Genomic DNA, 13,544 nt, shown 5'->3' with positions numbered 1-13,544 from the left:
TATTTAGCTTGCATTAGTATAAATCTTTCCCTTCAAAGAATAAAATATACGTTTGTATGTTTTCATCACTTTAAGGCTTTTTCGTCTAAAATAAAATAATTATAGCTAATTTTGTACTATTGTTAGTAGTACTCTTTATAATCAAGATAAAAAAGAAATTGATACAAAAAAACAAAACAAATGTTTAATATTAAGATTGCTCTTAAGTTTTATTAGTTGTGATTTAATATTTAATTGTAAAACTAAAGATAAATTCGTTGATTAACTTGATAAAAGTTATTTTTTATTATATACCAACAAAGAAGCTGTTAAAAATTTCTTTCTGATAATGCCCATCAAGGCAACATCCTTAACAAATCAAAAAAACAAAAGGTTTTTTACACTAAAAAATTAACAAGTTCTTTTTTTTAGTACCTGTTACAATTCAATTTCTCTTTAACTGTTTTCATAGTACTTTCAATATCAGTAAAATACTCTTACTACATCACTCTTTTTAATCTTGGTCTCAAACACAAAACATATCCAACACCATTTCTTCAAATGACACAAAACTGAAAAAACCTCTTTCCTAAATTAACTATTGAGTTTAGAAACAAAGTTTAAAAACTCCCTACATTCTCTTTACTTACTAAACCACACTCCATTAATAAAAATTTAAGATAATCAGAATTTCACTGTAGTATTTATGACGATAAATATTACAGTGACAAAAAATGATACCGAAGAAATGGCTATTAGAAATGCTGTTAAAGAGTGATATTTTACCCGCAAATGTTACAAGTGTCAACTCACTTATTAAAAGAATAAAACAATAATCGACATAGTACTAAAAAAGAATGCTGGCAATCTAAAAACTACGAATACTAAAGAGACTAAAAAATCAATTAATAAGTTGCCTATAATAGCAAAGACAATTGTATCAAAGAAAACAAAAATATAAATATAAATTCTTAAAAACCCTCAAAAAACATTAAAATCTCAATAAACATATATATTCATTCAGCATAAAAGATAAGACAATTTTCCAAAAATTCGTTATCCTATCAAAAAAAAACAGAAGCCCTTAATCATTACAAATATAGAAAAAAATGAGTATTATACTATATAATATATTCGTATAAAATTTAAACATAAAACGGATTTTTATTATATAATCCCTTACAAAACTTTTATTCTTTGATAAGAAAAGATAAAATAAATATGGAATATTAAAAAATTATTAGATATTACTATAGAAAATACAAGACAAACATATGTTTTACAATAAAATTTATGCAGAGGAATGATTAACCAAATGGATAAAAAAAGAACAAAAATAATAACCATAGCATCAATTAAAGGAGGAGTAGGAAAGAGTACTTCTGCCATTCTTTTCTCTACTATTATCTCCAAAAAATTTAGCGTCTTACTAATTGATATGGACGCTCAAGCAAGTCTTACAAGTTACTTTAATGAATATCTTGAAAAAGCACGAATCAATGTAGAAAATACAAATATATATGAAACCTTAAGAAAAAATCTGGATATTAATAATAGTATTTGTACTATAAATCAAAATTTAGATTTTATCCCTAGTTACTTAAATTTACACTTTTTTAATAACGACAATTTACCATTCAAAGAAACCAGACTAAAAAAAGCACTTTATTTTATTAAAAATACTTATGATTACATAATAATTGATACTAATCCAAGTCTAGATTTTACACTAATTAATGCTCTTGTTGTTTCTAACTTTGTTATATCTCCAATTCCCGCTGAAAAATGGTCCATAGAAAGCCTAGAAGCACTTACCTTTAAAGTTAAACAATTGGACCTAAATTTACCCATATATATATTAAACACCAGATTTAAAAATAATAATTCAAATAAATTTTACTTAAATATTCTAAAACAAAATTCTAATTTTATTGGCTCTATAAGAGAGAGAGAAGATTTAAATAAAAGAATTGCTCAAAATATTGGCTTTTCTTTAAACGAAGACTACACATCAGACTACAAAAAAGCATTAAAAAATTTGTTCGGTGCCGAACAAATTTCAGGAAGATCATATGAATAAGAATAAATTTAAACTAAATAAAAGGATTATTGAAAAAAATAACTCTCTCCAAAAAAATATTAATGATATAAATATGCAAACTTACGAAAAATTAAAAGCAAAACTTAAAATAAACCTACAAGAAGATATTTACAACAAAATAGAAACCATGAAAATATTAAAAGAAATTAATGATAAAAAACTATTCAAATTAGACGGTTATAAAAATTTTAGCACATTTATCAAAAATTATAATCTAGCCAGAACCCAAGTTTATGCATACCTAGCTATTGCAGAAGGACTCAAGAACAACTTAATCAACGAAGAATCCATAATTAAAAAAGGAATAATGAACACATATTTTTTTCTATCAACTAAAGAAACTCAAAAAAAACAAAAGACATCGAATCTAATCAAATCAATTAAACTGCAACTTAAAAACCAAGATGCATACAACTTTTACAAAACAAACCAACAATTTACCTGTTTTCTTATGGAAAAGATCTTTATTCAAGACAAAGAATACATAAAAAAAACAAAAAAAGACTTTGAAAAAAGTCTGGCAAAATCTAAAAAATAAACATGAAAATTCAATAGTTTAGTTATTATTTTAAACAAATACTGACTCTCCATGCAAAATTTATTAAGCAAAAAAACATACTATTGACAAAATATAATTTTTCATATACAATGTATTCACAGCTTTTTTTGAAGGGGTAAATCAGTTGGAAATCTTAAAAAAATCTCATAACAAAGAACAAAAAAAATTTAATAAACATCAACATAAGTTGATAGTACTAATATCAACACTAAATTATATGAACTTAAATTTAAACAAATATACCCAAAGCAATATACTTTACTACTTTAATAATAATTTGAAAAGAAATGGACAAAAAATTATAAAGATTAAAACACTACAAAGCTACTTATACAAATTAGAAAAAGAATTACAAATAACTATTAACTACTATAAACACTTAGGAAAGAACTATGGAACAGAAATTTATTATCAACTCAAATATCCCAAAAATAAATGTTATCATAAAATAAACTCATACTTTAAAATAAAAAGAGAAAAAAAATTTAATGAAAGGGTTCATAAATATCTGTGTTCAAAAAATATCAATGAAGAAAAATGGGAGTGTATTAATAATATATATAATAATAATATATATAATACAAAACCAAAAGAAAAACTAAATAAAATACACAAAAATTATAACCACAAAACCAATACCGTAAGTAAAAACAAAAGATACCAGGATCAAAACAAAGCAACAAAATCAATAAGAAAAGTCAACAAAAACACTAAAGACAACACTAGGAACAATATATTCAGCATATTACTTGAACAACTAAAACAAAAAACGGATATCAAAACCTTAGTACCAATACTAAAACGCTATCTAGATAAAACGAACAATCTAAATTATGATAAGATAATTAATAATCAATACTACTATGATCTCCTAAAAATACTAGGCAAATATTGAACCAATTACTCTAAACATAAGGAATAAAAATGAATGACTTATTCAAGAAGCTGAAAACAAAAGCAAAAACTTTAAAATTAAACACACCCCAAACAAACATCAAGAATATTTTCAATGAAATAGAGAAAATAAAAGAAAAAAAAATATATCATACAAAATTATTTAATGATTTTTATACATTTGGTGTCAACAGAAAACAAAAACAAAAGTTCTTAATAGCCCTTAAAAAATACTCAAATCCCAACAAAGAAAAAAAAATATACACATTCCATTTATTCAGTGTCAAAGGAGAAGACAATTTTTTAGGAATTCGTTACTCTATCAAAAAAATACAGAAACCTTTAATCATCACAAATACAGAAAAAAATGAGTCTTATACCATAAGATGGTGCGTTTGCATGGAATTTAGATTTAAAACAGGTTCCATTATATGTTATCTTACGAACTTTTATTCTTTGCTAAGAAAAGATAAAATAAATACTAAATATTATAAAAAACTATTAAATATTACTCTAGAAATCGAAAAACAAGTATATGCTTTCTACAACAAAAATTTATCCGAAGGAATAATAACCAAATGGATAAAAGAAAAACAAAAATAATACCCAATATCTATAATATTAACTAAGAAAGATATAAAAAGAAAAGTTTTAACCATTATTTTCCCTTCTAATACCTCAAAAAACCAGTATTTTACCAAATTGTACAAATGCAAAAACAAGTCTTAAAATTCATTTTAACAAATATCTTAAAAAGACACAGGGTAATTTAGAAAATACAAAATTAGTAAAAAATTTCTTTCATTTCAAACATAAATATTTGAAAATCAACAAAATTGTTGTATAGTTTATTTAAGGTTTGATACACTTACGTATCACTCTTTCAGAAAAAGAAATTATAAAACCAATTAAAGGTTTTGTTAGAAATTTTAATTTTAAAGTTCCTAATAAAATCTTTAATTTTTTATTACTAAACAACCATCATATCTTAAAAAAGTCAAAATTAAATGTTCGATTTTCAGGTTTAATATATCTAAAGTTTGACCAATAAGATTTATTTATATAAATTATATTGAAAATGAATCACTACCATAATCAACAAAGCAAGTAATTTAATAAAAAAATAACTTTCCCAAACGGAAAAGGGGAAAAATTAATAATATCCCAAAAAAATACAGATGAACTTTAGATATTTATGAATTAAAAGAAAATAAATGAACCTCATACAATGGGGTTCATTTACCTTAAATAATACAAAATCTTTAAAAAAACAGACTTAACTATTATTTAAGTAAAAGTAAACAAAGATATAGTTAAGATTATTGACCATTATTAAAGATAAATTTTCCTCTATATTCAGACTTTATATCATAATTTTATAAATTCGATATAGTGTTTTACAAAACTAGGATGTTTATTTTTGAAGTTTTTACTTATTTAATTAAACATAAAATTAGTTCTATGAAAATTATAGAATAACGTTTGTTTACAAAGTTTATAAAGCACAAGAAAACCTTAAGAGCGAGTTTGGCTATAAAATAAGAAAGACCATTTAATATCCCAAGTTAAAAGTTCTAGAATGTTATATTATAGTGGAAATTATTATATTAATTCCCGAAAATCTTCTAAAGTATTTAACCCTTAACTTGTTTAGATTTAAAAACAATGAAAAAACATTTTACATGTCTTATTATTTTAATTTTATTCTTATTATGTATTTAACAATTAGCTATATATAACCTTAATTTAGTGAACATTCTTAAAGAAGTTAAATTAATAAATTTGAGATTATTAATTGTAATATTAAAGGTATTTCTGTATTTTAAAACAGATTATTATCCTATAATAACTTATAGAATACAGAATTTAAGTGTTTTAATTTTTTGTTCTTATGTTAAAATTGCAGTTTTGTATTACATCAAATATAAGTGACAGTATTTTAAAATAACAATTTTAGTACTGTGAGGAAAGATTATAATGAGTTTAATAAGAAAAACCCCTTTTAGTTTGAATTTAAAGAAAGCAGCATTAATTTTAGTAGATATCCAAAACGATTTTTTGGAATCAGGGACTCTTTCTGTTTCTCAAGGTAATGATATTATCCCCTTGGTAAACCAACTTCAGAATTGCTTTGAGCACATTGTTGCAACTAAGGATTGGCATTGTGAAAATCATGTAAGTTTTTTAAGTGATGCTAATTATAAAGGTTGGCCTAAGCATTGTGTAAAAAACACATGGGGAGCAGAATTTCCAAAAGACTTAAATATTGATAAAGTAAAGGCTGTTTTTCTAAAGGGACAGGATGAAAATTATGACAGTTATAGTGGATTTTATGATGATTCTGGCAAGAGAAAACCAACAGGTCTTTTGGATTATCTTCAATTCAATGGAATTGATACAGTGTTTATAGTAGGCTTAGCGTTAGACTTTTGTGTAAAGGAAACAATAATTGATGCCTATAATTTGGGATTTCAGTCTTATTTAATAACCGATGCTACAAGAAGTATTTCTTCTTTTCCTGAACTAATAATCATGGAGCTTGAAAATTTTGGTATATTAACCTGTTTGGCAAGAGATATTTTTAATAATTTTAGTTGACTGTAGCGCCAAGAAGTTAAAGTCTATATATTTAAGTTCTATCTGTTTTGTTGATATCATAAATTCAATCACGAATGTTTCTTAAAGGATTTTATATGCATATGTGTATAGTATTATATACTGAGGGTAACTTAAGTTATTAAGAATGAAAGTTTTAAAATTTATAATTTTGTAGTACAATGAAAAATTGTTATTTATGAGTGTTAAGATAAATCTCTCGGGTCTTTTTATTTGTTTAGTTATCACCTTAAATAATTGTAGTGTGGATAAAAAAGATAATGTAAATATCCGATTTTACGAAAATGGTTTTGATCTGCTTTTGGACAGCAATGATTTTGAGCAGAATGAACCCCATGTGGACAAATCTATTTGGCAACATTCTAAAGATATTAAGAAACAAATAGAAAAAAATAATGTTAATCAAACCAACATAGACAATAATAATCAAGGATCAATTAAAAAAGGAGTTTTAAATGATTATATGGATGATCAAAAAGTTGAAAAATCAGATATTTTGGAAGTGGAAAGGTTAAATAGTTATCTGTTACAGGATAGTTCATTATCCCCTGTACAAAGTGATATAAACTGTATAAGTGAACGAGTAATTGTAAATGAGGATTTTAAGAAAAATGATATAGTATCAAAAATAATTTTGGAACAAGATTCATTAGAAAGTTGTAAAAAAAGATTAGAAAGCAACCTAAATGAAGTACAAAAAGAAGCATTAGAATTTTTGGAAAAAGCTTTGGCTAGTAAAGTTGATAAATTAAATAGAATTTTAGTCTTAGATGAAGATGAAATCAAAAACATGCTTGATATAATCAGTAGAAATTTAAACAGTATAAGGGAACTTGAATCTACTAATAAGCTTATTTTAGATTTTGAGAATTTAGATAGCGGAAAACTTGCATTTAAGATGAATGATAAGTTAAAAGTAGAATATACAGAAGTAAAAAATGATTTAAAGGAAAAAATTGAACTTTCATTAGATGATTATTTATCTGTGATAAATGCTTATTTCAATGATGATGATATAAAATCTAGTGTAGATAATATCAATTCTATTGAAATTTTATCACCTTCGTTTGATTATAAATTTGCTGAATCTTCTCTTATAAGCGAAGATTAAATTTATATACAAACTTTGTACAATCCGGGACTATTATTAGGTTATTTAGATATAATTTTGTTTTTTTGTAGGATATTTAATTTTTTTGAAATTTAAAATAACCAATTTTTATTTATTATTATGCTTTGATTAGTGCATATAATTTTATTTTTGGCTTCAAGATTTGAATCTTTAATGATTATTTTAGGAAATTTGATTTGTTCTTAAGGCATTGGTGTTTGAGTAGAATTTATGGGTATAAAAAATTCATTCTATAATTTTTAGCTTAAAAATTAATATTTAATTAGTTAAATTGTTCTTGTAATAAGCATCATTATTAAAATAATGTTAATATTTAAACATCAATTTCCTTATAGCATAGGGCCTAACTTAGGTCATTGCTGCCATTGCTATTTAAATTATAGCATTTGATGTTTTAAATAGGTATGATGAATACAAACATATTCACCATATATAATTGGTTTGAATTATTGAATTGCTTCTGTATTTTTATATTGATTTGTTATTTAAGGAATATAAACGTACAAAGTTCAGCGATTGTTATTCTTCTAAGAGTATATTTACAATATTTATTGGCAGTGAATAAATATAAATCTGGAATTAGTATTTTAGGCATGAAATAAGGAACTTAAAAGTTTTTTTTATAATATATGCAAATTGAAAATAATCCTATTTTATTCTTTTTAAGAACATGTTACGCATAAAATTATGCAAAAATATACGATTATTTAAATCATCAAAGCTGTTATATTAACATTATCTCAATTGTAAATTGGGTTTCTGCAAGTAGTGAAATTGGTGGATCCAGATATACCATAATAGTATTCATGAAAAAGATATTTGAAATATCAAGGTAGGTATTTTAAGATTTTTTATTTCAATACAAGTATAGTTTACGAAATTATGTTTTTTGGATTAATATATAGTATATACTATATAAGTATTTTTAATTTATTATTATGAAAATATTTATTTTATTCTTACTTGTTTAAGGATTGTTGTATGAAAGTAATTAATTTCCCTAAGAGGAAAAGCTTAAAATCTGAACAAATGGATATTGAAGATTTTATGGCCCAAGTTGATTACACTACTGCACAGTTGGATAGAGAGTTTAAAGATTTCCAAAAGCAGTATGGAGCAGATAAAGGTCTTGATGATTGGATGATTCATATAGAAAAGGAAACTCAGCTTAAAAATCAAAAAATTCAAGTAAGATCTAAAGCTTTAAGTTTGCTTTTTGAAAAAAGACTTAATAATAATAAGAACAAGTAAAGATATGACCTAATCTTAAGTAGTCCATTTATCTTTTAAACTTTTCATAATTTGCCTTTTTCTATGGACTGAGATTTTCAATGTCTTAATGATTTTAATATGAATTGATATAGGAAATGTTAACGAGTAGCTTAGCCTTTCTGTAAGGCTCATTTGGTGAATATTACAGATATTAATACAATAGAGGTAGATAGGAGAGAATTTATGGTCAAATTTGAGGGGAGGGGGTGTTTTTTTATTAATATGTACTAGTATTATTGGTATAGGTTAATTTTTAATTTATATAGGATATTATATATAGGATATTAGAGTGAGAATTGTTAAAAATATTGTTTTGACCTTGTTATTTATAGTATTTAGTTGTAGTCATGGTGTGTTTAATAAGCCATTGTCTGGTCTTATGAAGGATTATGATGAGGTTATTTTTGATAGTCATAGATATTACTATGTTGAAGAATTTCCTATAGATCTTAATTTAAAGTTTGAATTTGTAGATACTAAGTCTGAATTTACATCACGGACTGACCATCAAGCATTGGGCAGTCATTATATTTCAACAAGAAAAAGTGTTTATGAGAGTAGTTCAGACAAAACTAATAGTTTCTCTTTTGGCAAAGTTGGTTTATTGGTAGATTCAGTTTATTTAGGGAAATTGGGTATTAAGACTATAAAAGGGCTTAATGAGCATTTAAAGAATAAAAAGCTTGATTCTTTAGGTGTCAAATTTGTTTTTGATTCTGGGCTTGATAGATTATCATCAATGTCAAATAGGAATTTGCTTGGCAGTCAATGTATTGTTTTTGATTATAATGAATTGATTAATTACATGGATATTATAAAAAATAAAAAAAATAATGTAAATTTGACTTTAAATCTTGCCAATAAAGATTTGCAGAATAGTAAATATCGTTTATTTTCTAAGACATATAATAAATATATAGATATTGAGAATAAATTTCTTAATTGTGAAGGACAAAATAACAGTGATTTTCATTTTAAAATTAAAGGTAATATAGGAAGTCTTTTAAGTGTTTTAGAAGAAATACTTAAAAAGGTTAAAAAAGGGAAGTTATAGTAACTTTCCTTTTTTGAATACATAATGTGTTTTAAGTTTGTTATTTTATTGTTAGGTGTGTAAGAATTAAATTTTATTAGTAAATCTTATTAGTAAATCAGTAAACCTAATTATTAAAAAATGGGTGATAAATATATGATATTGTAATAGTTTTGATATTAAAGAATTATAAAAGGGTAGGAAATGCAGAATCATATCCTGGATAATTATCCAACGTCTTTTTTTCGGAGATATTATAGGTATTATTAAGATATTTATCTTATTACTTTTAGTTTGTGAGTGTATATGTCTTTTTAAAATGGCAGTGATTGCAAAATTTTTTTTGCAATTTTGACATTAACATTATTTTATTATTTTTAGAAATTTATTTTGATATTTGAGATAAATGGTGTATATTTCTTAGTAATTATTGTTGTTCGATGGTCAAGTAATTTTATAACTTAGGAGGGATTTATGAATAAGAGTATTTTGGCATTATGTATTTTAATATTTTTAAGTTTACTGTCATGTGATATAGATATCCTTAATGAAATGATGCTCAAATCAAGAGAAAAATATTTAAAAGAAAGCAAAAAGGTAGAAGATTTAAATCCTAAGGATGGCAAGCAAGAAGGTGTAAAGGTACAAGAAGGTGAAGTGGAAGAAGGAGTAAAACATCAATTGGTTCAGGACTTGCCTTTAGCGCCTGTTAATAATATAAATAAAGAGAGCCCAGTGATTTTAAATCCCTCATACTATCCTCATCAAGAAAAAATAAAGATAAAAGAAGAAGATTTAGTTCCAGTTAATAAGAAAGAAACAGACGCATACAAGGCAATTAAAGATATAGAAAGTGTTATTAAAGACTATGGATTTGCTAAATTAATTGAAAATGCACGTGAGCTTAAAGATGAATATGAGCGATTAAGAAACGATTTGTATAGTATACTCTCAAAACTCCAAGAGAAAAGAGGTTTCAAAGGGTTGAGTCTAGGAGGGGATAAATTTGGGAAAAATAGAATGGAGATAAAGAATATAAATCGTTGGTACAGTTGGTTAAAGGAAGAATATTCTAATTTTGAGAGGCTTATAAATGAAATTGATATTGCAATACAAGGTATAGGGTCTGCAGAATTCTTTTTTAAGAAAGCACAAGAAACTTTAAAGGAATCTATTATCAAAAGATTAGAAAATTCAAAAAATTGGAGACATAGATTATCTTATGTACCAGCGCAATTATCTGAAATTGCACGAAGAGAAGCGGAAAATGCTTTAACTCAATTAGAATCTTCTTCTTCTAAGATAGGTGAAGCAATGGGACGAAAGAAAGATATAGAAAATCTTATCCAAGATGCTAAGTCTTATTTAGAGAGTCTTTAATAGTAAAAGATCAGGTAAAGGTACTTTAAGATACCCTTTAATACCTAATGTTTAAAAAGGAGAGTCTTCTTTTAAGTGGAGCTCTCTTAAATTTTATTTAGATAAGTTTCTAAAAATAATTATCTTTGGAAGTTGTTACTAATATGAAAAGAGAAGATTTATTAAATAAGGGTTATAGAGTTTTTAAATAAGGGCTTTATAAAGATTATTGATTATATGGGTAGTGATGATAGGATCGTTCAGGCTGCAAGAATTTCATATCGCAGTGAAAGCTTTAAAAGGGACAATAATGAACTTATTGATTATTTAATACGAAATGAACATACAAGTCCATTTGAACAAGTTGTCTTTACCTTTTATGTTAAGGCCCCCTTATTTATTGCAAGACAATGGATGAGACATAGAACAGCTAGGATTAATGAAGTATCTGGTTCTTATAGTTTAATGAGAGGAGAATTTTATCTTCCAGAAGATATACAAATTCAAGAGCTTGATAGTAATCAATGTGTGAATGAAAAAATGGAATCTCCTCAATTTACTAAAGATATATTACTTGATTTAGAAAAAAGTCAAACATATTGTTACAAGCTATATCAAGATATGATAAATTGCAATGTTTTAAAGGAAATATCTAGAATAGTTTTACCTTTAAGTTTATATACTAAATGGTATTGGCAGATTGATTTAAAAAATCTTTTTCATTTTATAAAGTTAAGATTCCTATAACACTTAACATATTATATAATAATTACATAAGGAGTATTTATGGGACTTGCACAACCAGTAATTACTCAACAAATGGTTATAGCTGAACTTAACTAGCGCTGGTATTAATAGAGATATTGCTATTTAGTTTGCTTACAGATATTATAAAAATGAGCTTACTTATAAAGATATTGAATATTTAAAAGACTACTTTTAACCTTAAGCTTGAAAAGTTAGAAGCAACATTACAATTTGATATTAAAGACTTGGATAATAAGATTGATACTGTTAGAAGTGAATTAAAATCTGACATTAAAGACCTGAATAATAAAATTGATACTGTTGAGAATAATCTTAATTCCAAAATAGATACTAAATTTAATGAACTTGATAATAAAATTGATATAGTCAGAAATGAATTAAAATCTGACATTAAAGACCTGAATAATAAAATTGATACTGTTGAGAATAATCTTAATTCCAAAATGGATACTAAATTTAATGAACTTGATAATAAGATTGATACAGTCAGAAGTGAATTAAAATCTGACATTAAAGACTTGGATAATAAAATTGATACTGTTGAGAATAATCTTAATTCCAAAATAGATACTAAATTCAATGAACTTGATAATAAAATTGATGTTAATAAAATGGAACTTAAGACTACATTAAGACTTCATGGTTGGATGTTTGGAACCCTTATTACACTTAATATAGGAATATTTTTAGCATTAATGTCATTATTAGTAAAGTAAATTTATTTAATTACTCCTTATTTAATTGACCTTCTGTCAATTATTTCTTTTAGTCATTTTTTTTACAAAAATCATTTAAATCATTTAAATTCTTGTTGACAACAATTCATACATACTAGTTGTTTCCATTGTTTTTAGTCTTTGCAAATATTACAGTATCTATGTTCTTAAGCTTTTATTTTTATACTTATCAAAGGTTGTTAGCCATCTTGCCCCCTTTAAGTTAATAAGGAGGCACGTAATAATGAAAAGAATTACTTTAAGTGCGTTATTAATGACTTTATTTTTATTTATAGGATGTAATAATGGAGGAGTTAAAGAAGGGATGGCAACAACATCTAATGGGTCAGTAATTAATTTGAAAGAAGTAAGTACAGACATAGAAAATGCTGTTGCTTTTGCAGAAAGTGTAAAAGAAGTTCATACCTTAGTTAAGTCCGTAGACGAACTTGCTAAAGCTATTGGTAAGAAAATTCAGGCTGCTGGTGCTACTGGTACTGTAGCTAGTAAGAATGCTTCTTTGGTGGCAGGAGCATATAATGTAGTAGCCGCAGTAGAGACTAGCTTGGAAGCATTAGAAAAAAAAGCTATTGGTCAATTGGCTGGGATGAAGACGCAAGTTACTGCTGCTAAATCTTCAAGTACAAAATTTTTGACTACTTTAAAGGGAGCAAATGCTTCCCTTGGTATAGATGAGGTTACTGATCCACATGCACAAGAAGCTATTGATAAAAAAACTAAGCCTTCTGGAGATAAAGGAGCTTCTGATCTTGGTGAGCTTAATACAGCAATTGATGCTTTGGTAGAAGCTGCTAAGGGTGCAGTAAAATCTGCAATTGCAGAGCTTACAACTCCTAAGGCAGAAAAAACTAACTAGAAAATGAATAATTTAATTAATTATTATAAGATTAGTTTTTTTATTAAAAGTAAATAACTGAAAAATAAAGTCAATAAAAAGAAAGCTAGGAGCGGTATTCCTCTTAGCTTTTGATTTTTAATTGTATCTTTGTAAGATTCTTATGTTCTCTTTTAAACAATTACAAATTACACTGATTGTAGTAGTATTTTAAGAGGTTCTTTTTGTGCTTTTATTTTAAGTGTACTACATTTTATGG

General features: G+C 25.3%; 11 protein-coding genes and 1 pseudogene. All 12 read left to right on the top strand.

What is annotated here, in order from left to right:
• Positions 1–1,294 precede the first annotated feature (1,294 nt).
• Positions 1,295–2,059 (top strand): ParA family protein, encoded by a 765-nt coding sequence (locus QMG63_RS05650; protein WP_281862464.1) that lies wholly within the window; start codon positions 1,295–1,297, stop codon positions 2,057–2,059.
• Positions 2,052–2,618, top strand: coding sequence for a chromosome replication/partitioning protein (locus QMG63_RS05645; RefSeq protein WP_281862463.1), 567 nt, complete (start codon positions 2,052–2,054; stop codon positions 2,616–2,618). The genes QMG63_RS05650 and QMG63_RS05645 overlap by 8 nt, the downstream gene beginning before the upstream one ends.
• A gap of 145 nt (positions 2,619–2,763) precedes the next feature.
• Positions 2,764–3,534 carry a plasmid maintenance protein gene (locus QMG63_RS05640; RefSeq protein ID WP_281862461.1) on the top strand — a complete coding sequence of 257 codons (771 nt, stop codon included), beginning with the start codon at positions 2,764–2,766 and terminating at the stop codon, positions 3,532–3,534.
• Between the two features lie 29 nt (positions 3,535–3,563).
• Positions 3,564–4,136: a DUF226 domain-containing protein gene (locus QMG63_RS05635; RefSeq protein WP_281862460.1), complete on the top strand. Its 573-nt coding sequence runs from the start codon at positions 3,564–3,566 to the stop codon at positions 4,134–4,136.
• Positions 4,137–5,510: 1,374 nt separating this feature from the next.
• Complete coding sequence (locus QMG63_RS05630) at positions 5,511–6,131, top strand: nicotinamidase (RefSeq protein ID WP_281862458.1); 621 nt, start codon at positions 5,511–5,513, stop codon at positions 6,129–6,131.
• 262 nt (positions 6,132–6,393) lie between these two features.
• Complete coding sequence (locus QMG63_RS05625) at positions 6,394–7,260, top strand: hypothetical protein (RefSeq protein WP_281862457.1); 867 nt, start codon at positions 6,394–6,396, stop codon at positions 7,258–7,260.
• A 1,002-nt stretch (positions 7,261–8,262) separates the two neighbouring features.
• Positions 8,263–8,532, top strand: coding sequence for a hypothetical protein (locus QMG63_RS05620; protein ID WP_281862455.1), 270 nt, complete (start codon positions 8,263–8,265; stop codon positions 8,530–8,532).
• Between the two features lie 310 nt (positions 8,533–8,842).
• Complete coding sequence (locus QMG63_RS05615) at positions 8,843–9,607, top strand: hypothetical protein (protein WP_281862453.1); 765 nt, start codon at positions 8,843–8,845, stop codon at positions 9,605–9,607.
• A 453-nt stretch (positions 9,608–10,060) separates the two neighbouring features.
• Positions 10,061–10,966, top strand: a complete 906-nt coding sequence (locus tag QMG63_RS05610; protein WP_281862451.1) for a P12 family lipoprotein — start codon at positions 10,061–10,063, stop codon at positions 10,964–10,966.
• Positions 10,967–11,182: 216 nt separating this feature from the next.
• Positions 11,183–11,683: pseudogene (gene thyX / locus QMG63_RS05605) on the top strand (FAD-dependent thymidylate synthase); the annotation flags it as partial.
• A 254-nt stretch (positions 11,684–11,937) separates the two neighbouring features.
• A complete protein-coding gene (locus tag QMG63_RS05600; protein WP_425592823.1) occupies positions 11,938–12,429 on the top strand; it encodes an exonuclease VII, large subunit-containing protein in 492 nt (163 codons plus the stop codon).
• 244 nt (positions 12,430–12,673) lie between these two features.
• A complete protein-coding gene (locus QMG63_RS05595; RefSeq protein WP_281862447.1) occupies positions 12,674–13,306 on the top strand; it encodes a Vsp/OspC family lipoprotein in 633 nt (210 codons plus the stop codon).
• Positions 13,307–13,544 lie beyond the last annotated feature (238 nt).

The organism is Candidatus Borrelia fainii (assembly GCF_027925085.1).
Classification (GTDB): Bacteria; Spirochaetota; Spirochaetia; order Borreliales; family Borreliaceae; genus Borrelia; species Borrelia turicatae.
This window is presented reverse-complemented; position numbering and strand designations above follow the sequence as displayed.

Bases quoted from the DNA above. Each gene is read 5' to 3' on its own strand.
- QMG63_RS05650 (WP_281862464.1), top strand. From the start codon at position 1,295: ATGGATAAAAAAAGAACAAAAATAATAACCATAGCATCAATTAAAGGA.
- QMG63_RS05645 (WP_281862463.1), top strand. From the start codon at position 2,052: ATGAATAAGAATAAATTTAAACTAAATAAAAGGATTATTGAAAAAAAT.
- QMG63_RS05635 (WP_281862460.1), top strand. From the start codon at position 3,564: ATGAATGACTTATTCAAGAAGCTGAAAACAAAAGCAAAAACTTTAAAA.
- QMG63_RS05630 (WP_281862458.1), top strand. From the start codon at position 5,511: ATGAGTTTAATAAGAAAAACCCCTTTTAGTTTGAATTTAAAGAAAGCA.
- QMG63_RS05620 (WP_281862455.1), top strand. From the start codon at position 8,263: ATGAAAGTAATTAATTTCCCTAAGAGGAAAAGCTTAAAATCTGAACAA.
- QMG63_RS05610 (WP_281862451.1), top strand. From the start codon at position 10,061: ATGAATAAGAGTATTTTGGCATTATGTATTTTAATATTTTTAAGTTTA.
- QMG63_RS05595 (WP_281862447.1), top strand. From the start codon at position 12,674: ATGAAAAGAATTACTTTAAGTGCGTTATTAATGACTTTATTTTTATTT.